Below are 19,996 nucleotides of genomic sequence, written 5' to 3'. Positions count from 1 at the left end.
CCGATCTGGGAAATACAATGGACGAACAAGCTATCCGCCATTTACTGAATGGCCGTCGATATCTGTTGTTACAAGGACCTATGGGCCCCTGTTTTTCGCGTCTGGCGACCTGGCTGCAGGATAGCCATCGTGAGGTCAAGCAGGTCTGCTTTAATGCGGGCGATGCCTGGTATAGCGATAAAAATAGTGCGCTGCACTATACCGGCTCGGTGAAAAACTTTACCTACTGGCTGCGCGAACTGCACAAAGACTATGCCTTCGACACCGTGATTTGCTTTGGCGACTGTCGCCCGATGCACATGGAAGCGAAAAAGTGGGCGCGCAGCAAATCCATTAATTTCCTGGCGTTTGAAGAGGGCTATTTCCGGCCGTTTTATATCACCCTCGAAAAAGGCGGCGTGAACGCATTCTCCTCGATGCCCACTAGCGCAAAGTATTATCTCGAGCAGCCGCTGCCGGAGTCGAAGCCGCCAACGGCGTGGAAACCCAGCACCTTTAAGCGCTCTGCGCACGCCATGCTCTATTACGCGGCGGGCTGGTTTGGTCGCCATCGCTATCCCGGCTATCGTCACCATAAATCGTTCTCGCCCTGGTATGAGATGCGCTGCTGGCTGCGCGCCGGACGGCGCAAGGTGTGGTATCGCTGGCAGCAGCGCAACATGTTGCGCCATATTACCGGCACGCTGGATAACGAATATTACCTCGCTATTTTGCAGGTCTATAACGACAGCCAGATCCTGTTCCACAGCCCGTATAAAGACGTGCGTGAATATATCGAAACGGTGATCCGCTCTTTTGCCCGCCATGCGCCGAAAGCGCGGCACCTGGTGTTTAAGCATCACCCGATGGATCGTGGTCACCGCTATTACGGCACCTTAATCAACACCCTGACCGAGAAATACGGTATTACCGGGCGGGTGATTTATGTGCACGATGTTAATCTGCCCGCGCTGCTGACCCACACCCGGGGAGTGATCACCGTGAACAGCACCGCAGGTCTGTCGGCGCTGATCCACAACAAGCCGCTGATGGTGATGGGCAAAGCGCTGTACGACATCGAAGGGCTGACCTGGCAGGGGCCGCTCACCCAGTTCTGGCAGGCTGACTTCGCCCCGGATAAAAAACTGTTCAAGCGTTTTCGCGCTCACCTGCTGCACGACACGCAGATCAACGCCGTGTTTTACGGTAAGTCCGACTGGCTCGATACCCCTTACACCGTGACAACGCCGGAAACCGTGGTCGAACAGGAGCCGCAGCCCGCCCCTGAGACCGTGACCTCAATCACATAAAACCCCCTGCTGGCGGCGAGCCTGAACCACTCGCCGTCGCTGTTGACCGTTCATCCCGCCATATAACCTCTCACAGATTTACCTTCCTTTACGCGCGCGCCACTCTGGCAAGATCGCCTCAGCATTAATCAACATTTCTCACAGCGAACCCTGACCCTTTTACCCGCTAAAAAACCAGGTTTTATAATGGACATGAAAAAACTTCTTAAACATGCTCCCTGGGCCCTTCTCGGGATCCTTGGCGCATTCTGCCTGTCGGTGGTGGCCCTGCGCCGCGGTGAGCACGTCAGTGCCCTGTGGATCGTCGTGGCTTCCGTATCGGTTTATCTGGTGGCGTACCGCTACTACAGTCTCTATATCGCCCAGAAGGTCATGAAGCTTGACCCGACGCGCTCCACTCCGGCGGTCATTAACAATGACGGCCTGAACTACGTTCCCACCAACCGCTACGTGCTGTTTGGTCACCACTTTGCGGCGATTGCCGGAGCAGGCCCGCTGGTGGGGCCGGTGCTGGCGGCGCAGATGGGCTACCTGCCGGGTACCCTGTGGCTGCTTGCTGGCGTGGTGCTGGCGGGTGCGGTGCAGGACTTTATGGTGCTGTTTATCTCTTCTCGCCGTAACGGTGCGTCTCTGGGTGAGATGATCAAAGAAGAGATGGGCCGCGTGCCGGGCACCATCGCCCTGTTTGGCTGCTTCCTGATCATGATAATCATCCTCGCGGTGCTGGCCCTGATCGTGGTGAAAGCGCTGGCCGAAAGTCCGTGGGGCGTGTTTACCGTCTGCTCGACGGTGCCGATTGCGCTGTTTATGGGCATCTACATGCGCTTCCTGCGGCCTGGCCGCGTGGGTGAAGTGTCGGTGATTGGCATCGTGCTGCTGGTGGCCTCCATTTACTTTGGCGGCATCATCGCCCACGACCCGTACTGGGGCCCGGCGCTGACCTTCAAAGACACCACTATCACCTTTGCGCTGATTGGCTATGCCTTTATCTCCGCCCTGCTGCCGGTGTGGCTGATTCTGGCCCCGCGTGATTACCTGGCGACCTTCCTGAAAATCGGCGTGATCGTCGGTCTGGCGATCGGCATCGTGATCATCAACCCGGAACTGAAAATGCCTGCGGTAACGCAGTACATTGACGGCACCGGTCCGCTGTGGAAAGGCGCGATGTTCCCGTTCCTGTTCATCACCATCGCCTGTGGTGCGGTGTCTGGCTTCCATGCGCTGATTGCCTCCGGCACCACGCCGAAGCTGATGGCCAACGAAACCGACGCGCGCTTCATTGGTTATGGCGCAATGCTGATGGAATCGTTCGTGGCGATCATGGCGCTGGTGGCGGCGTCCATCATTGAGCCAGGTCTGTACTTCGCAATGAACACCCCGCCAGCAGGCCTGGGCATTACCATGCCGAACCTGCATGAGATGGGTGGCGACAACGCGGCGATGATCATGGCGCAGCTGAAAGACGTCAGCGCCCATGCGGCGGCGACCGTCAGCTCCTGGGGCTTTGTGATCTCGCCTGAACAGATCATGCAGACCGCCAAAGACATCGGCGAACCGTCGGTTCTGAACCGTGCCGGCGGCGCACCGACCCTCGCGGTAGGTATCGCCCACGTGTTCCACAAAGTGCTGCCGATGGCCGACATGGGCTTCTGGTATCACTTCGGGATCCTGTTTGAAGCGCTGTTCATCCTCACCGCGCTGGATGCCGGTACCCGTGCAGGCCGCTTTATGCTGCAGGATCTGCTGGGTAACTTCGTACCGTTCCTGAAAAAAACCGATTCGCTGGTGGCCGGTATTATGGGTACCGCGGGCTGCGTCGGACTGTGGGGCTACCTGCTGTATCAAGGCGTTGTTGACCCGCTGGGCGGCGTGAAGAGCCTGTGGCCGCTGTTCGGTATATCTAACCAGATGCTGGCGGCTGTGGCGCTGGTGCTCGGCACCGTCGTGCTGATTAAAATGAAGCGCACGAAGTACATCTGGGTGACCGTGGTGCCTGCTCTGTGGCTGCTGCTCTGCACCACCTGGGCGTTGGGTCTGAAGCTGTTCAGCACCAACCCGCAGCTGGAAGGCTTCTTCTATATGGCCAGCCAGTACAAAGAGAAGATTGCTGCAAATACCGGTGAACTGACCGCGCAGCAGATTGCCAACATGAACCATATCGTGGTGAACAACTACACCAACGCCGCGTTAAGCATCCTGTTCCTGGTGGTGGTGTACAGCATCATCTACTACGGGGTCAAAACCTGGATCAACGTGCGTAACGCCGACGGTCGTACCGATAACGAAACACCTTACGTTCCGATACCGGAAGGCGGCGTGAAGACCTCTTCACACCATTAATCTCTGCCACTTCCCCCTCTCCCATTGGGAGAGGGCTTGTAGGCCCGGTAAGCGTAGCGCCACCGGGCTTTTTCTATCTGGAAAGCACAATGTTTGGTAACTTAGGCGAAGCAAAAAAATACCTCGGTCAGGCGGCGAAAATGCTGATTGGTATTCCGGACTATGACAACTACGTTGAACATATGAAGGCCAACCATCCGGACAAGCCGTACATGACCTACAGCGAATTCTTCCGCGAGCGCCAGGAAGCGCGCTACGGCGGAAGTGGCGAAGGCGGCGTGCGCTGCTGCTAAAGGAGACACCATGACACCGATTGCAGTTACCCTACTTACCGGTTTTCTTGGCGCGGGCAAAACCACCCTGCTGCGCCATATCCTCAACGAACAGCACGGCTTTAAAATCGCCGTCATCGAGAACGAATTCGGTGAAGTATCCGTTGATGACCAGCTGATTGGCGATCGCGCCACCCAGATCAAAACCCTGACCAACGGCTGCATCTGCTGTACCCGCTCCAGCGAGCTGGAAGACGCCCTGCTCGACCTGCTCGACAGCCGCGATCGTGGGGACATTGAATTCGACCGCCTGGTGATCGAATGCACCGGCATGGCCGACCCCGGTCCGATTATTCAGACCTTTTTCTCCCACGAAATCCTCTGCCAACGCTACCTGCTGGACGGCGTCATCGCCCTGGTTGACGCGGTACACGCCGACGAGCAGATGAACCAGTTCACCATCGCCCAGTCGCAGGTGGGCTACGCCGACCGCATCCTGCTGACCAAAACCGACGTGGCGGGCGACAGCGAAAAGCTGCGCGAGCGCCTGACGCGGATCAACGCCCGCGCGCCGATTTACACCGTCACTCATGGCGCTATCGACCTGGCGCAGCTGTTCAACACCAACGGTTTTATGCTGGAAGAGAACGTCACGTCTAAACCGCGCTTCCACTTTATGGCCGACAAGCAAAACGACGTCTCGTCGATTGTGGTCGAGCTGGATTATCCGGTGGACATCAGCGACGTGTCGCGAGTGATGGAGAACCTGCTGCTGTCGTTTGCCGACAAACTGCTGCGCTACAAAGGCATGCTGTGGATCGACGGCGAGCCGAACCGCCTGCTGTTCCAGGGCGTGCAGCGCCTGTACAGCGCCGACTGGGATCGCCCGTGGGGCGACGAAACGCCGCACAGCGTGATGGTGTTTATCGGTATTGAGCTGCCCGAAGACGAGATCAGGGCGGGGTTTGCGGGGTTGCGTAAAGCCTGATGGCGCTGCGCTGATCAGGCCTACAAAGCCACTTAGTCATGTAGCCCCGGTAAGCGCAGCGCCACCGGGGAATGGCAGGTTCTTACCGCTGCACCTGCAAAATCTCCTGCGACTCCTGATGCGCCGCCACCTCCTGTGGGGTTAACCACAACGCCTTGCGGCCAAAGGATTCATACAGTTTCAGCTGATCGTGATAGTGCTTATCCGGCGTACCGTCCGGGGCGATAAAACCGCTCTGTCCGGGCGCCATCACATCCCACGCCAGGACGGGCGCTTTCTGTGATGTTGGCGCGAAGACAATCATGTCGTTTTCCGTGCCGCGGTTCTGGTATTCCGCCTGATGGACGGCCTCTTCCGGTGCCGCCTGCGGCACGCCAAAGAAGTTGTTTGCCCGGAAGGTCAGCGCCATCGCCGGGGTTTTCCATTGCGCGATATCGTTGCCGTACTGCTTCGACAGGGTCTGCCAGGCGTCCTGCAGAGCGGCAAGGATCACCTCCTGCTGCGGCTTGCCGCCGAACAGATCCACCGTCTGCGGGATGGCGGATTTATCCCCCTGCAAGGCTTCATACAGCACTTTCGCCCCCACGCTGATATTCAGCGAACCGGTTGGCCCGTCCTGAGTGGTTTCGTAGCCGCTGGCGCTATACCACTGATTAAACGGCTCCGGCACCGCCGCCGCGACGGTCTTTTTCAGCATGCTACTGAGCCAGGCGTTTAAAATCGCCGAGCCCGGCTGTTGCAGCGTTTTACCGTCCTCATTGAGGTGATTCACCCCATCCCAGTCGCTTAACAGCTTCACCAGCTGCTGGCGCGGATCCGTGGCAGGCAGCCCGGCGGTAGCGTTTTGCATCGCAGGTAAAAACAGTCGACGGGTCAGATCCTGACGGCTGGTGTGCTTGATCAGATCCCAGGCCTGTTCATAGGTGAAGGTCGGTTGTTTCTCGATAAGCTGGTCGATCTCGGTGACGCGATCCGCACTGCCCCATAAGAAGGCAAACAGATCCGAGGCCGGATATCCCTGCTGAGGAGAGTTGTTCCAGTTGGCGATATAGCCCGATGTTGGGTTATAGACCTTCGGATTCAGATCAAACGGCAGTAAACCCTGCCAGTCCCATTTCCCGGTGCCCGGCACGGGCAGACGCGGATCGTGCCCGGGCTGGCGCTGCGGGTAAGCGCCGCCATGCACATAGCCAATATTGCCGTCGATATCCGCGTAATACCAGTTGATAGTCAGAGCCTGCTTCGCCGCCTGCTGCGTCCACTCCGGCCAGTTTTTGGCCTTCATCTGATGGGTCCAGGCCAGCAGGGACGCCACCTCTTTGCCATCCCAGGCACGCGCTTTGGCATAGGCCGTCTGCGTTTTCGGGTCGATGTTAATGACGTTGCCATGCACGGTACGGTAAACGGTAAAGGTCTCCGGCTGCCCGTCTTTGACGACGATGCGCTCTTCGCGGCTAAGCATGTTTTTCCACTCACCGTTATGCAGGTACTGGCCGGGCTTTTTATCCGAGATTTGCTCTGCGAAAATGTCGACATCATCGCCAAAACCGGCGGTAGCTCCCCATGAAATGGTGCCATTGTGGCCGAATACCAGCCCCGGATAGGCGAACGGCGTATTGCCCGTGACATCGTAGCCCGCACCATGCAACCCAATGCCGTAGGTATAGGCCGGGGCATACCAGCCGAACTGCGGGCCATTGACCATAACGGCTTTCGCGTCCTGCGTTTTGCCCTTGCCCAGCACCCACATATTGCTGGTGGTCGGGTAGCCCGCCAGACCATTTGCCCCGCCGTGAGCAAACTGGGCCATGATCGTCTCGCGGTTTTTCGCTGTGGTTAATGCCAGTAAGCCGCCGTCGTCGCCCTTCGCCGGTCGATCCAGCATTGGCGGGGATTTATCGTAACGCGGTAACAGGGCGGCAGTTTGCGTGGTGTTGAGATCGAACTTAAGCGGATACTGACTCTCCTGCGGGGCGATGGTGGTCGGCGCAGCCGGGTTTACCAGCCACTTCAGCTGGTTAAATACCGCCATTCCTTTTTCACCGTACCGATCTTTTAGTGCGGTCAGCAGCGCCAGGTTGTCGATTTCGCTGGTCGCGTCGGAAAAACGGTTCGCCATGGTGCCAACAAACACCATCGCCACATCAAACGGGTCCCATTTTTTTGGCGTAAAGCCGAAGGTGGTGAACTGTTTAGGCAGCAGCTTGCCGGGGTCGCTGTTCACCCGGTCGATCCAGGCATTCATCCCATCGGCGTAGCCCTGCAGAATGGCTTTATCATCCTCACCGAGCGCATCGATTTGCGCGCGAATCGACGCCGGCCAGAAGTTTTGCCGAATATCCTTATCAAATTTAACAAAGGTCTGGCCCAGTACTTCCGCGACCGTCCCCTGGGTGCTGCGGCGCGCCATCTCCATCTGGAACAGGCGATCTTGCGCCACCACGTAGCCATAGCCATAAAACAGGCGGTACGTGTCATCGGCATAGATATGCGGCATGCCGTATTCGTCGCGTATGATTTTGACTTCAGTGGGGGCCGTTTCTGCGCTCGCAGACAGGGTCCAGCTACAGGCCAGGGAAACAGCAATGCAGTTCACGATCATACGATTTCTGTTTATCATTGTATCCTCTTGCAGGTGTATGATTAGCGATTTCATACTAGCAATGGACCCATGCTTAGCCAGAAAGTACGGATAATTTCTCTGCGAACTGTGAGGGCGTTAACCAATTAATGACACATAATTACCTTTAAATGACAATTATTGGTATCACTTACTTGGTGCTGCGAACAGTTCCCTCTCCCAGTGGGAGAGGGTTAGGGTGAGGGTGAGGGTTAGGGCATCAGGCGGCACGATCAGCGGCGGATCACCACCAGCTTCTGGTTCACAAACTCTTTGATCCCCAGGTCCGACAGCTCGCGCCCGTAGCCGGAGCGCTTAACCCCGCCGAACGGCAGTTCGGCTGCGGTATCGGTTAGCCAGTTAATCCACACCATTCCGGTTTCGATTTTCGAGGCCATCTTTTTGGCGCGTTCAATGTCTTTACTGAACACCGCCCCGCCCAGGCCGTAATGCGAGTCGTTGGCAAGCTTCACCGCCTCGTCATCGTTTTTCACCACGTAGATCTGCGCCACCGGACCGAAGAACTCTTCGAAATACGCCGGGTTATCACGGGAAATGTGGGTCAGGATCGTCGGCTCAAAGAAGCTGCCCTCACCTGCGACCGGCTTGCCGCCGTAATGCAGCGTCGCCCCGTTTTTCACCGCCTCGTTAACCTGTTTGGTCAGGGTCTCCCGCGCGTCTTTGGATGACAGCGGCCCCAGGGTGGTGCTCGCGTCCAGCGGATCGCCGATCTTCACCTGTTTAAAGGCCTCGGTGTATTTCGTCAGGAACTGCTCGGCCACTTTTTCATGCACGATAAAGCGTTTGGCGGCGGTACAAACCTGTCCGGCATTGGCCAGTCGCGCGTTGACGCCGATTTTGACCGCCTTCTCCAGATCCGCATCGTCCAGCACCACGAACACGTCATTACCGCCCAGTTCGAGGGTCGATTTTTTGAGGTGCTTCGCGGCCTGTGCGGCCACCACGCTACCGGCTTTCTCCGATCCGGTCAGGGCCGCGCCCTGCACACGATCGTCAGCAATGATCTTCGCCACCTGATCTGAAGAGATAAACAGGTTAGTCCAGGCACCTTCCGGGGCACCGGCTTCGCGCACCAGATGGGCGAAGGTCTCAGCACAATGCGGCACGATGCTGGCATGTTTAGCCAGAACCGGATTACCTGCCGCCAGGTTCGGGGCCAGCACGCGCATTAGCTGATAATACGGGAAGTTCCACGGTTCAACCGCCATCACCACGCCGATGGGGTGATGTTCGACCCAGGCTTCGCCGAGTTCGGACGGGTATTTCACCGGGGCAAGGTGTTGTTTGGCGTTATCGGCATAGTAGCGGGCGATCTGCGCGCAGAGTTTCACTTCGGCACGGCTCTGCTCGATGAGCTTGCCCATCTCCACGCTGGCAATTTTCGCCAGCTCTTCGCTGCGGGAGTCAATCAGGTCCGCCAGCTTATGCAGCACCGGCAGCCGTTTGTCGATGCTGCCTTTCGCCCACTCGGAGTGGTAAAGCGCATCGGCCGTTTTCAGCGCCGCCTCGACATCGGCATCAGTATGAGAAGCGTATTCTTTGATGAGTTTGTTGTTAGCAGGATTCACTGTCTGATAGGCCATTATTGCCTCCTTTTTGACTACACAGGCTATTAAGGGTAGTCAACATGGCCGGGTTTGAAGGTAAAGTTGGGTATACAGGCTGTAGTGAGCCTCACTATCAGACTTTTCCGCCACCCCATGCTATAAGCACCTGTCCCCCCGCACAGGTAGCCACCATGACCCAGACGCGCAACGTCAATCAGACCTTCCTCCGCAAACCTGGCGTTGAGCTGCGCAGCACATGGCAAAGCACCCAGGCCTATAAGCGCCACAGCCACGCGCAGCTTTCCATTGGCGCGATCCTCGAAGGGCAAACCTGCTGCACCTGTAACGGCGAGCCGTTTATCCTGCATCCCGGCGATTTGATTGTGATCCCGGCGGATGCGCCCCACAGCTGCAACCCCATCGCCGGGCAACCGCGCAGCTACCATATGCTGTGGATCGAAACCGACCTGCAGCCCACCCTGCAGGTGATCCGCAGCCCGGCGCTGTTCAGTAAGTACCTGTCTGCGGTAGAGACGCTGTCGGCGTCGGCCATTGAGCATCTGTTATCGGCACTTACCGACCGGCCCGCGCCAGCCGACACCCTGCGCCCCACCAGCCTTGCGCTACAGGACGCTTTACGCCACAGCCTGCTCGCGCCCCCCTCGCTGGACGCACTCGCCCAACGCTTTTCGCTGCGCAAAGAGACCTTAATCAGAACCTTTAAGCAGGATACTGGCCTGACGCCGGGCACGTTTCTGGCCATCTCGCGAATAGAATTCGCCAAAGCGCGACTGCGCGCCGGGGATGATATTGCAGACGTGGGCTACCAGAGCGGATTTGCCGATCAAAGCCATTTCCATAAAACCTTTGTCAGTTATACCGCCGCCACGCCGCGCCAGTACGCGACGGGCAGGTCAATATCTGACAATAAATAGGTTCCGCATCGCCGTACTCTGGCCTCCGTTTTGAATCTGAGGTCGCTATGGAACTGTTATTCCCTTCCGCTTTTCTCGCGCTGGCCCTGGCGCATTTTGTTGCGCTTCTCAGCCCCGGACCGGATTTCTTTTTACTGATGGGCTTTGCCGCGCGTCACCGCCTGCGCGGCAGCGCCGGGTTGTGCGTCGGTATCGCGGCAGGCAATGGGCTGTATATCCTGCTGGTGATTATTGGCGCTAATGTACTGCGTTCTTTCACGCTGCTTTTTAGCGTGATTGAGCTGCTGGGCGCGCTTTATCTGCTGTGGATTGGCTGGCAGCTGGCGCAAAGTCGGCCCACTACGCTCGCCATTGATCGCGCAGACGCTGCCTGCCCCTCGTGGCGCAGACAGTTCCTGCTCGGCCTCGGTTCGGCAGTCTTAAATCCGAAAAACGCCCTGTTCTATCTGGCGCTGATGACCGCCCTGCTCGGCCCGGACGTCACGCTCCTGCAGCAGTCGGTAAGTGGGATTTGGATGGTGACCGTGGTGCTGATATGGGATCTGGCGGTGGTGTCGTGTATTGCCTTGCCCGCGGTACAACAGCGCTTGCGACACAGCGTGTGGAAAATCGAACGCGCGGCAGGCGCGGTGCTGCTGGCGTTTGGCGGCTGGATCGTGTGGCGATTTTTGGCGTCACTTTGACTGCGGGGGAAACGCCTGATGGCGCTGCGCTTATCAGGCCTACGGATTGCCTTCGTAGCCCCGGTAAGCGCAGCGCCACCGGGGATTAATTCTTGTTTTGATCGCGCAGCATCGCTTCGCGCAGGATGGCATTAAGCCGGGTCTGATAACCTTTTCCCGCTCTTTTCAGCCACTCCATAACGTCGGCATCAATACGCACTGAGGCCTGCGTTTTTAAAGGGCGATAAAATTTACCGCGCACCGCCTCGGACCAGGTTTCATCCGCCGTCGCGGGGATATCGCTATAGTCGATTTCCTCATCCGGCTTATTTGCCAGCGCCTTGAGTTCCGCCTCACGTTTGGCGCTGATAACGGGTGCGTCGCCACGTTTATGTTTAACCATGCTCATAACGAATCCTCTCTTTTCGGTCTGCCTTACGTGCGCTGATAATCCGGATGACTTCATAGCCACTTTCAAAACGAATCGTGTGTGCAACCAGAATCACCGCTACGCCGTACACAAGTCCAATACTGTGCCAGCGAAACTCGCCGTTTTCGTATCGTTCCTGCAGGGATAAATGATGAGGATCATCAAAAATTAACACCGCATCCTCAAAGCGAACCCCGTGCTTCTGCAGGTTACTTTTGGCCTTGTGAGAATCCCATTCAAACTCCGTTAGCATAGTGCAGCCTCCCTGGATTGTATATACAAAAAAGCATATACAAATGCAGTGCAATACACACGCTACCCGCTGTAATTTCAATCAAAAATGGAATGCGGCTTCAGGAAAAATCCCCCTCTCGATGACACCCAAACCTTATTTTTGCTTTTCCCCCACACCTCCCTCTATCCTTAACCCTATGGAAAAACTCGCTGAACTCAAACGCGCCAAGCTCCTGGCGCTGTCGTTACTGCTGATTGCCGTTGCGACCTTTATCGTTACCCTCTTTTTGCCGCAAACCTTCTGGGTGCGCGGGGTGAAGGCCATTGCCGAGGCGGCGATGGTGGGTGCGCTGGCGGACTGGTTTGCCGTGGTCGCGCTGTTTCGCCGGGTGCCGATCCCGTTTATCTCCCGCCATACGGCGATTATCCCGCGTAATAAGGACCGGATTGGCGACAATCTCGGCCAGTTCGTGCAGGAGAAGTTTCTCGATACCCAGTCGCTGGTGACCTTAATCCGCCGCCACGAACCGGCGCAGATGATCGGGACCTGGTTTAGCCAGCCGGAAAACGCCCAGCGCGTCGGGCAGCATCTGATTCAGGTGATGAGCGGGTTTCTGGAACTTACCGACGACGGGCGCATTCAGCAGATGCTCAAGCGCGCGGTGCATAAGGCGATCGATAAGGTCGATCTCAGTCAAACCAGTGCGGTGATGCTGGAGAGCATGACCAAAAATAACCGTCATCAGGTGCTGCTGGATGCCATTATCAACCGGCTGATCACCCTGATCCAGCGCGACAGCACCCGGGATTTTATCGCTGCGCAGATCGTCCACTGGCTGAAGACCGAGCACCCGAACAAATCAAAAATCCTGCCCACCGAGTGGCTGGGGGATCAGAGCGCCGAAATGGTGTCGAATGCGGTGAACACCCTGCTGGATGACATCAGCCACGACCGCACCCACCAGATCCGTCAGGCGTTCGATCGCGCGGTGATGAAGTTTATCGACAACCTGAAAAACGATCCGCAGACCGCCGAAAAAGCGGAAAACATCAAACACTACCTGAAAAATGACGAGGCCTTTAACCGCTATCTGGGCGAGATGTGGACCGATCTGCGCCAGTGGTTAAAGACGGATATGCAGAGCGACGACTCGCGGGTGAAACAGCGCCTGGCGAATGCCGGGCTGTGGTTTGGCGAGACGCTGGTTGCCGACGCCAACCTGCGCGCCTCTTTCAACGAACATCTGGAGCAGGCCGCGCACCGCGTGGCACCGGAGTTTGCCGGCTTTCTCACCCGCCATATCAGCGACACGGTAAAAGGCTGGGATGCGAAGGATATGTCGCAGCAAATTGAGCTGAACATCGGCAAGGACCTGCAGTTTATCCGCGTCAACGGCACGCTGGTGGGGGGCACCATCGGGTTGATTCTGTTCCTGCTGTCGCAGCTCCCGACCTTGCTGCAGGCATAAAAAAACGGGGCATCACGCCCCGTTTTCGTTATCCCGCGGGTTGCGGTTCAGGGGCATCGTGCCCGCTTTCCCGCTCGCGAATCACCTCGGCTTCGAAGAATTCCTTAACCACCGTCACCGACAGACCAATCACAATCTGCAGGTTATTACCGCTACGGATGGTCCCCAGCGCACCGGCGGCTTTCAGCGCCTTGTCATCCAGCACCCGGGACGGATCGTTGACCACCAGCCGCAGACGGGTCTGGCAGTTGCTGATCACATCCACGTTATCCGCACCGCCCACGCAGTGCAGAATGGCGATCGCTTTCTCCCGATCCGGCTGGACGCCCGCCGCTTTTTTATCGCGGTAATCCTGCTTCGAGTACAGACGGACTTCGTCTTCATCCGGGTTACGCCCCGGCGTCATGATGTTGTAGCGCAGGATCACGAAGCGGAAGACAAAGAAGTTGATCGCCGCAAAGCTCAACCCGATCGCAATGTGGATCCAGATCAGGTTGGCGTGGTTCTGGGCGTAGAACACCCAGTTAAAGAGGATCATGTCGTTCAGACCACCACCCATAAAGCCGACCACGCCCGCCATATACAGCACCATACAAAGTACGGCCCCTACCAGCGCGTTCAGGGCAAACAGCAGCGGTGAAATAAACAGATAGGTAAACTCGATAGGCTCGGTGATCCCCACGGTCACCGCAGTGATGATCGCCGGGAAAATCAGCGCCGCCACTTTACGCTTCTGATCTTTGTGCGCGGTGGAGTACATCGCCAGCCCCGCGCCGATGGAACAGAACACGCAGATGTTGCCTTCCAGGCTGTAGCCCCCCGCCGGGAACTGCTCTTTCAGCGGAATCGGTGAAGCGGCAAACTGCGCCACGTGCTCAATCCAGTAAGTGTACAACCCGCCATCCACCACCGCCGGGCCAAAATAGAACGGGAAGTAGACGAAGCGGTGCAGACCCGTCGGCACCAGGAAGTGGTTAATAAAGGTAAAAATCCCCATCCCCGGCACGCCCGCGCCAATGTAGAACGTCTGCATGGCGTTGATGCCCAGCTGCACCTTCGGCCACAGCAGGCAGGTCAGCCACGCCAGCGGCAGCATCAGGAAGAAGGCGATGATAAACACCAGCGCCATCCCCTGGAAGATGGACAGGTAGTCGTGCAGTTTCTTCTCAAAGAAGCGGTTATGGATCCAGGTGACGATGCCGCCCACCAGCAGAGAAAAGACGATGCTGGTATCCAGCGTTTTGATGCCGCCGATCATCGTCAGGCCGCTCTCTTTGCCAATCTCCTGGCTAAAGTCGACGCCGAAATCCGGCCCCCAGAAGGTCAGAATGCTGCTGGTAAAATAGTTAAAGGCCATGTAGGCAAAAAAGGCCACCAGCGCCGCACGCGCCTGGGCCGATCGCGCCAGTCCGATCGGTAATGCCATGCAGAACAGCAGCGGGAAGTTGCGGAATATGGTCCAGCCGCCGGACTTCAGGATGGTCATCACCTTGTAAAAGTTAGACTCCGGACTGGCCAGCGATCCCATGATCTCCGGCATGGTCAGAATATTGGTGATGGCCAACAGCAAACCGGTAAACGGCAGGAAGGCTATCGGCACCGCCATCGCACCGCCAAACGTCTGGAAGGCGCCCATGAGGTTGAGTTTTTTCACTTATTATTATCTCCAGCTATCATCGTTCAGAAAGGATCACTTCACCGCGTGGTGCCCAGCCAGTTACCCTGCTCCACCTCCAGCAGGAGCAGCATGGTTAACGCCTGAGCGTAAGGAACCGGGGCCATGGCGATATCGCAGTAATACTGAATATCCCAGCCCAGCATGGTGCCGCGCGACGCTTCAAGGACAATGCCCCCGTCGTCGATCCGCGCCAGCACAGCGTCAAACGCCCGCAGCGCATGCACGGCCACGGCGTCATCAAGAATGCCCATCCGCACGCCGCGCAGCATGCCCCAGGCGATCCCCGCCGTGGCAGATGACTCCTGCGGCGAGAGCGGATCGTCGAGCACGGTGTGCCACATGCCGTTGTCGGCCTGGCACGCGCACAGGGTACGAACCTGACGGGCAACCACCTGCGCCAGATAGCGGCGGATCCCCGCATCCAGGTGTTCACCCATCAGTTCAATAAATTCTGGGATAGCGACCGTGACCCACGCATTGCCGCGCGCCCAAAACGCGCCCGCAAAGTGGTGCTTATCCACGAACGTCCAACCGTGATACCAAAGCCCGCTGGCCGGGTCGCTTAAGTAGCGGGTATGCAGCAGAAACTGATACCCCGCCTCATCAATCAGATCGCGGCGCTTAAGCACAATCCCCGCCACCCCGAGGAACAGGCAGGTCATAAACAGGGTGTCATCCCACAGCTGGCCGGTGTTGGGCTGCTCTTTCACCACGTGCTGAAACCCGCCCTCTTCGGTGCGGGGCAGATCGCGCAGCAGTGCGTCGGCCCAATCGTTGACCGTCGCCAGCAGATCCGGGCGCTGATGGTGCCCGGCCACCAGCGCCAGGGCGATCATCGGCGCGGTGGTGTTGATCTGAATCGCCGGCAGCCCTTTAGCGATCTGCTGCTCATACCATGCGAGGATCGACCGCTGCAGGGCCGCATCCTCGCAAAACTGTGCATAACGCCAGAAGCCGTACAGCCCGACGCCAACCTCCCACTCCCACTCTTCGAAATGGATCGCAAACCCGTCGCCTGTGCCGACCTCGTTCAGGTTCTTCAGGCGGCAAAAGCCGCGCACCACGCGATCCAGCGTGGCCATGGTGTCGTCCTTGATCATCCTTTCACTCCTGTGTGTTCCACCCACAGCTCGCTCGTTTCCAGCGCCGGGAACGGGTGGTGTGTCCCGGCCATATCGATGGTCATCACCTCGCCCGACGTAGCATCGCTTACCCAGGCCTTCTGCTGCGCCGCATCAAGCTGGAACTGCAGCCCCGCGATACGGGTGCAGAAGGCGGCAAAGTCCGCGTTGTCACCCTGTCCGGCGTCGAGATACCACGCCACCTGGCGCCCCATCGCCCGGCATTCGCTCCCGGCGGTTAACCCTTCGGTGATGGCCTGCAGCGGCGCGGTACAGAGCACCGCCGCGAAGGCCTGACCGGCGCGCACAATCCGCCCGGTTTCCAGGGTGATGACGCAGTCGAACGCTTCATTGGGTAGATGAACATGGGTCCACGGCAGGCAATCCTCGCCCGCGATATCCCATAACAGCATGGCGCGATGGTCCGCCTGCACCACGCGGGGCATCACCGCGTTCCCGGCCCAGAATGAGGGGCGTTTTTCTCCGCCCGGCTCGGCTTCGCCAGGGTGATTAATCCAGATTTTGGCGTCGAAACGCGAGGCAAACTGCAGATCGACCAGGTGCTGTTGATGGCCAGATTCGCCGGTGTGGTGATCGACGCAGGAGGACAAACTCACCCCTGGCGCTTTCCACACCACGATGTTGCCGCCGCCGCAGCGATACCAGGCCGACAGCGCCCCGTAGGTCAGCTGCGCAGACTGCGCCGCCTGTGCAGGCGGGACGTAATCGCTGGCGCAAAACAGCGGCAGCGACGCGCATTTACGGTTATAGCCGCCCTGGCCCCAGGCCACGGCCCCGTAGGCAGACAGCTCGGTCAGACTGCCGGCCAGCAGCTCTTTTTCATACACCCGGCCCATGGTGCCCGCCGCCACGCCGTGCTGATAGTGCAGCGCGCTTTGCTGCATCAGGCGGTCGATCAGCCCGCGTGCCCGCTCGCGGATCGCCGCGTGTTCCGCCATCTGATACAGGGCAAACAGGCCAATGTAATCTACCGGGTAATAGGGCGCGGAGTTCCACTCGACAAAGCCGTGGACTTCGATGGCGTCGAACCACTGCATCAGGCGCGCGTGGGCGATCTGCTGCTGCTCGCGCCCGCTGCGCCCGGAGGCGATAAAACGTTCGTCCGGGAAAAACTGCCCGGCCAGGTACTGGGCGGTGTGGAAGCACAGGGCGTGGTTTTCACTCCAGAACCACATCACGTCGCAGCCCGGCTCGTCCAGCCAGTAGCGATAGCCCAGCAGGGTCGATTTCACCCGCCGCCACAGGGTCGGCGGGAAATGTTCTCCCTGGTGATAGCGCCAGATCCACAGCAGCGGCACCAGCGAAAAATCAGCGCAGTCTTCCCGGGCGCTGATGCGCTTCAGGGTGCTTTGCAGTAAGCGCTCGCTCTCCGGGCCAACCTCGCCCAGGTGCAGCATCGCCAGCAGGCGACCGGTGCGATCCATGCCGTGTTGAGCGGTATAGCGCAGCGCTTCCTGCTTGCGCCCGGCCAGGGTATCGGCGCTGGCCTTAACGGGCGTATCCGGCATCACGTTTACGCCCAGGTAGCGGGTTAAGGTCACCCCGTCCCGGGTCAGCGTCAGGCGCAGCTGGTAGTGCGCCTCGCCCGTTTCCAGCGGTAACGGCAGCGACAGCGCCGTTGCGCCTGCCGCCACCGAGCCAAAATCGAGCGTCAGAGGCGTAAAGTTATCGTTGCCCATCCCGTGCAGTTCGCCGCCGCAGACCAGGCCATCTGGCGCAGGTTCTTTGCAGTGCACCCGCACGGTATGGTTGAACGCAGCCAGTTCCGGGCGCAGACCGCCCGCAAACTGGTTCAGGGCATTGACCGCCTTGCCATCGATATTCGGCAAGGCGACGCCCAGCGCGGGCGTATCCAGATAAACCATCTGCAGGGCAAAAATAGTGTCACGTTCGAACAGCTCATCAAGATGGATCAGCAGGCGGTTTTGCCCGGCAGTAAGCGGCAGTGTGACCTCGATCGGCTGCATCTGATTGCGGGTAAACGGCGTAAAACAGACCACCTGTTGGCCCTGATGCCAGATCCGCACCCCGCCGCAGGTGGCAAGACGAAAGCGGAACTCGCCGGTGGCAGGCGCAAAAAGATCGACCGTCAGCCAGCGCTGAACGTGGTAGGCGACGTGGCGAAAGTCAGAGAACGAAACGGTATCGCTTTCGCCGGTGAAAGTGACTTCATGGCAGGGCAAAGCCTGAAGAGGATCAACCGTGCGCCGGGCGTGGGTTTCGCGAAACACCCGCCGGCAGAACGACGCGTCTTTGGGTCCCGCGCCGTTGCGAAAGTGGTAATCGATCGCCGGATCCGTTGCTTCGCCGGTATAGAACTCGGCAAACCGCTCCGCTTTTGCCGCTGAAAACAGAAAGCGCGTCAGCGCGTCGCCCTGTGATAACTGCCAGTCCATAGTGCCCTCTTCTTGCGTGGAACTAATACATTGCGGCGATATCATCAGCGGGTTTGATAGATGTGGCGAGCAGCCATTATTAGGGATTGGCAGGATTTGCCCGGCGACTCACAAACCGTCAGCGCAGGCGCGACGCGGCGTGACGGGCATCACATTGCGCCCGGAAGGGATGCGTGAGGATGTGATACAGATCACCTCGCGATCTGCAGCCAAAAAAATAGCGTGATCTGCATCACGCTATATTGTCCATCGGGTCGGGATTAGCCTTTCAGGGTTTTCAGCTCATCGCTCAGGCTGTCCGCCAGGGCGCGAACGCGCGTGGGATCGAACAAAACATGCAGGCCGGGCGAGGCATCCACATGCTTCTCGCAGTAGTCTTCCATCTCGGCGGCGCTGCGATACAGCTCCTGAATGTTGATCTGGCAAATCTCGCGCATGCTCCAGCTGTTCTCCACCTCGCGGGCAAAACGCAGGGTGAAAAACGCTTTCTGCGCGTGCAGGAACAGATGGCAGTACAGGGCAAAGCCCTGCCACTCCTCGAGCCAGCGACGGTGAAGGGCATGGGGGAAGTCGGCGGTGCGGGCAAACGCCAGCGCCTGCTCGCGCAGCGCCGAGGAGGCCTCGCGGGCGTCGTCTTTCTCTTTCGCAATGCGCGACAGGCAGGCGGCAGAGGTGTCGACATCGCTGGCGTTGAAGAAAATATCGCGCTCCGAACCGGGGAGCCAGTGGGTGCGGTTCAGCTGGCCGTAGAGGCTCCACACCGCCTGGCCGTAGCTTTCCGGCACCTGGCTGTGGCGATGGAACACGTGATCGCGCACGTAGATCGCGCTGTACAGCACCTGCCCGGCCTGCTCCAGCAGCGCGCTGAACCGGGCAAAGACCTCTGGCTCGGGGTGCCAGCCGTAGCATTCGTCCAGCCAGTACATCAGCAGCTGCGTCCGGGAAAGATGCCGATCCTCGCTTGCCAGCATGCGGCTGCAGGCCAGTAAATTGCACTCGCTGAGGGTGCCCATGATCCAGTGGTTATCGACGCCTTCCCAGCTGGTTTTACACACCGCCCCGCGGATCGCCGGATTACTGCGACACCACAGCAGACGCCCCTGCAGCTCATCAATGCGCGGGAACGGGAAAATCCCCCAGCCCACCTCTTCGCCCACCAGATCAATATCGGCCCATACCTCACGCTCCTGCACCGCCAGCAGCGCCGGGTTGTTCGGGAACGAGGGCCAGAAGCGCTCCGGGGTTAGCTTGATAGAGACGCTGACGCTTTCAGGCAGCGGGCGAATAGCCTCCAGCACGTTGCCCAGATCGTGATTCCCGGCCGGGAATACGCGCAGCACCAGATGCTTATTCTCGTTTTGCATGGCGCGGGCCAGGGCGTTAAAGCAGCGGCTGTAGAGGGTCAGGCTGCGTTCATCCCGGGGGGAGAAACTCATCGCATCGGCGGGGGACAGCTCCCAGTTCGGGCGCGAAATGGGCAGCAGGCCGTCGGTGTTGGAAATGGCGATCAACAGCCCGCTCAGCGCCGGAATGCGCTGGCAGATCAGCGACACTTTGGCGGCAAGGTAGCCGCACCAGAAATCCACGTCAAAGCGGACGCCCTGCGCCGGATCAAACAGGTGGGGATGCGCCAGCAGTAGGTCGGTCGGGAAGTTAAACTCCTTCGCCTGCAGATAAAAACGCAGCCCTTTTTGCTGGCACAATGCCCCCAGCCGGTTGAGGTACACGCAGCGAGCGCGCTGCTGGCTGGAGAGGCGGTCGTTGTAGTGATGCGGCGTGTAGCCTTTGGGCGAGACCAGCATATCGAACAGCGCCACCTGCCCGACAATCACAGTGTTAAAGTCATGCGCGACGGCGTATTCCACCAGCTCACAGGCCTTATCCCAGTTCCAGTAAGCCTGATTATTTAACTCCAGCGCCCGCGTCTGCCACATGCCTTTTGTCCTTGTTATCGCTCAATTTAACGACCGACA

15 protein-coding genes are annotated in these 19,996 nt (G+C 58.7%); 7 read left to right on the top strand and 8 right to left on the bottom strand.

From position 1 onward, the window contains the following. Positions 1-17 precede the first annotated feature (17 nt). The 4 genes from M8013_RS12160 to yjiA all read left to right on the top strand — a co-directional run bounded on the left by M8013_RS12160 (position 18) and on the right by yjiA (position 4,889). On the top strand, positions 18-1,289 hold the full coding sequence (locus tag M8013_RS12160) for a capsule biosynthesis protein (RefSeq protein ID WP_271268060.1): 1,272 nt from the start codon (positions 18-20) through the stop codon (positions 1,287-1,289). 186 nt (positions 1,290-1,475) lie between these two features. Then, on the top strand, positions 1,476-3,629 hold the full coding sequence (locus tag M8013_RS12155; RefSeq protein ID WP_271268059.1) for a carbon starvation CstA family protein: 2,154 nt from the start codon (positions 1,476-1,478) through the stop codon (positions 3,627-3,629). Between the two features lie 89 nt (positions 3,630-3,718). Then, positions 3,719-3,922, top strand: a complete 204-nt coding sequence (locus tag M8013_RS12150) for a YbdD/YjiX family protein (protein WP_271268058.1) — start codon at positions 3,719-3,721, stop codon at positions 3,920-3,922. Positions 3,923-3,932: 10 nt separating this feature from the next. Beyond that, the gene (yjiA, locus tag M8013_RS12145; protein WP_271268057.1) at positions 3,933-4,889 is read left to right on the top strand and encodes a GTPase; all 957 of its coding nucleotides are present in this window, start codon (positions 3,933-3,935) and stop codon (positions 4,887-4,889) included. 82 nt (positions 4,890-4,971) lie between these two features. Here the strand turns inward: yjiA and M8013_RS12140 are convergent, their stop codons facing one another. Together M8013_RS12140 and M8013_RS12135 are read right to left on the bottom strand one after the other, a co-directional pair. Further along, positions 4,972-7,509 carry a penicillin acylase family protein gene (locus M8013_RS12140; protein ID WP_271268056.1) on the bottom strand — a complete coding sequence of 846 codons (2,538 nt, stop codon included), beginning with the start codon at positions 7,507-7,509 and terminating at the stop codon, positions 4,972-4,974. 233 nt (positions 7,510-7,742) lie between these two features. Then, positions 7,743-9,113: an NAD-dependent succinate-semialdehyde dehydrogenase gene (locus M8013_RS12135; protein ID WP_271268055.1), complete on the bottom strand. Its 1,371-nt coding sequence runs from the start codon at positions 9,111-9,113 to the stop codon at positions 7,743-7,745. Between the two features lie 155 nt (positions 9,114-9,268). Here M8013_RS12135 and M8013_RS12130 point away from each other — a divergent pair, with 155 nt between their 5' ends. Both M8013_RS12130 and M8013_RS12125 read left to right on the top strand, forming a co-directional pair. Further along, positions 9,269-10,012, top strand: coding sequence for an AraC family transcriptional regulator (locus M8013_RS12130; RefSeq protein ID WP_271268054.1), 744 nt, complete (start codon positions 9,269-9,271; stop codon positions 10,010-10,012). 47 nt (positions 10,013-10,059) lie between these two features. Next, positions 10,060-10,695 carry a LysE family translocator gene (locus tag M8013_RS12125; RefSeq protein WP_271268053.1) on the top strand — a complete coding sequence of 212 codons (636 nt, stop codon included), beginning with the start codon at positions 10,060-10,062 and terminating at the stop codon, positions 10,693-10,695. An 85-nt stretch (positions 10,696-10,780) separates the two neighbouring features. On the opposite strand, the gene M8013_RS12120 is transcribed toward M8013_RS12125, so the two are convergent. Both M8013_RS12120 and M8013_RS12115 read right to left on the bottom strand, forming a co-directional pair. After that, on the bottom strand, positions 10,781-11,083 hold the full coding sequence (locus M8013_RS12120) for a BrnA antitoxin family protein (RefSeq protein ID WP_271268052.1): 303 nt from the start codon (positions 11,081-11,083) through the stop codon (positions 10,781-10,783). After that, the gene (locus M8013_RS12115; RefSeq protein WP_271268051.1) at positions 11,070-11,357 is read right to left on the bottom strand and encodes a BrnT family toxin; all 288 of its coding nucleotides are present in this window, start codon (positions 11,355-11,357) and stop codon (positions 11,070-11,072) included. Before M8013_RS12115 ends, M8013_RS12120 begins: the two co-directional genes overlap by 14 nt. Positions 11,358-11,535: 178 nt before the next feature. Here M8013_RS12115 and M8013_RS12110 point away from each other — a divergent pair, with 178 nt between their 5' ends. Next, entirely contained in the window at positions 11,536-12,807 is a 1,272-nt protein-coding gene (locus M8013_RS12110) for a DUF445 domain-containing protein (RefSeq protein WP_271268050.1), read from the top strand. Between the two features lie 28 nt (positions 12,808-12,835). Here the strand turns inward: M8013_RS12110 and M8013_RS12105 are convergent, their stop codons facing one another. The 4 genes from M8013_RS12105 to M8013_RS12090 all read right to left on the bottom strand — a co-directional run bounded on the left by M8013_RS12105 (position 12,836) and on the right by M8013_RS12090 (position 19,957). Next, positions 12,836-14,461, bottom strand: a complete 1,626-nt coding sequence (locus M8013_RS12105; RefSeq protein ID WP_271268049.1) for an alpha-glucoside-specific PTS transporter subunit IIBC — start codon at positions 14,459-14,461, stop codon at positions 12,836-12,838. A 41-nt stretch (positions 14,462-14,502) separates the two neighbouring features. Beyond that, positions 14,503-15,585 (bottom strand): beta-galactosidase BglB, encoded by a 1,083-nt coding sequence (gene bglB / locus M8013_RS12100; RefSeq protein ID WP_271268048.1) that lies wholly within the window; start codon positions 15,583-15,585, stop codon positions 14,503-14,505. Next, positions 15,582-18,023 (bottom strand): hypothetical protein, encoded by a 2,442-nt coding sequence (locus M8013_RS12095; RefSeq protein ID WP_271268047.1) that lies wholly within the window; start codon positions 18,021-18,023, stop codon positions 15,582-15,584. The genes bglB and M8013_RS12095 overlap by 4 nt, the downstream gene beginning before the upstream one ends. Positions 18,024-18,283: 260 nt before the next feature. After that, positions 18,284-19,957, bottom strand: a complete 1,674-nt coding sequence (locus tag M8013_RS12090) for a hypothetical protein (RefSeq protein WP_271268046.1) — start codon at positions 19,955-19,957, stop codon at positions 18,284-18,286. Positions 19,958-19,996 lie beyond the last annotated feature (39 nt).

The organism is Silvania confinis, from assembly GCF_025564085.1.
Classification (GTDB): Bacteria; Pseudomonadota; Gammaproteobacteria; order Enterobacterales; family Enterobacteriaceae; genus Enterobacter; species Enterobacter confinis.
The sequence above is the reverse complement of the archived record's forward strand: the minus strand, read 5'-3'. Positions and strand labels throughout refer to the sequence as shown.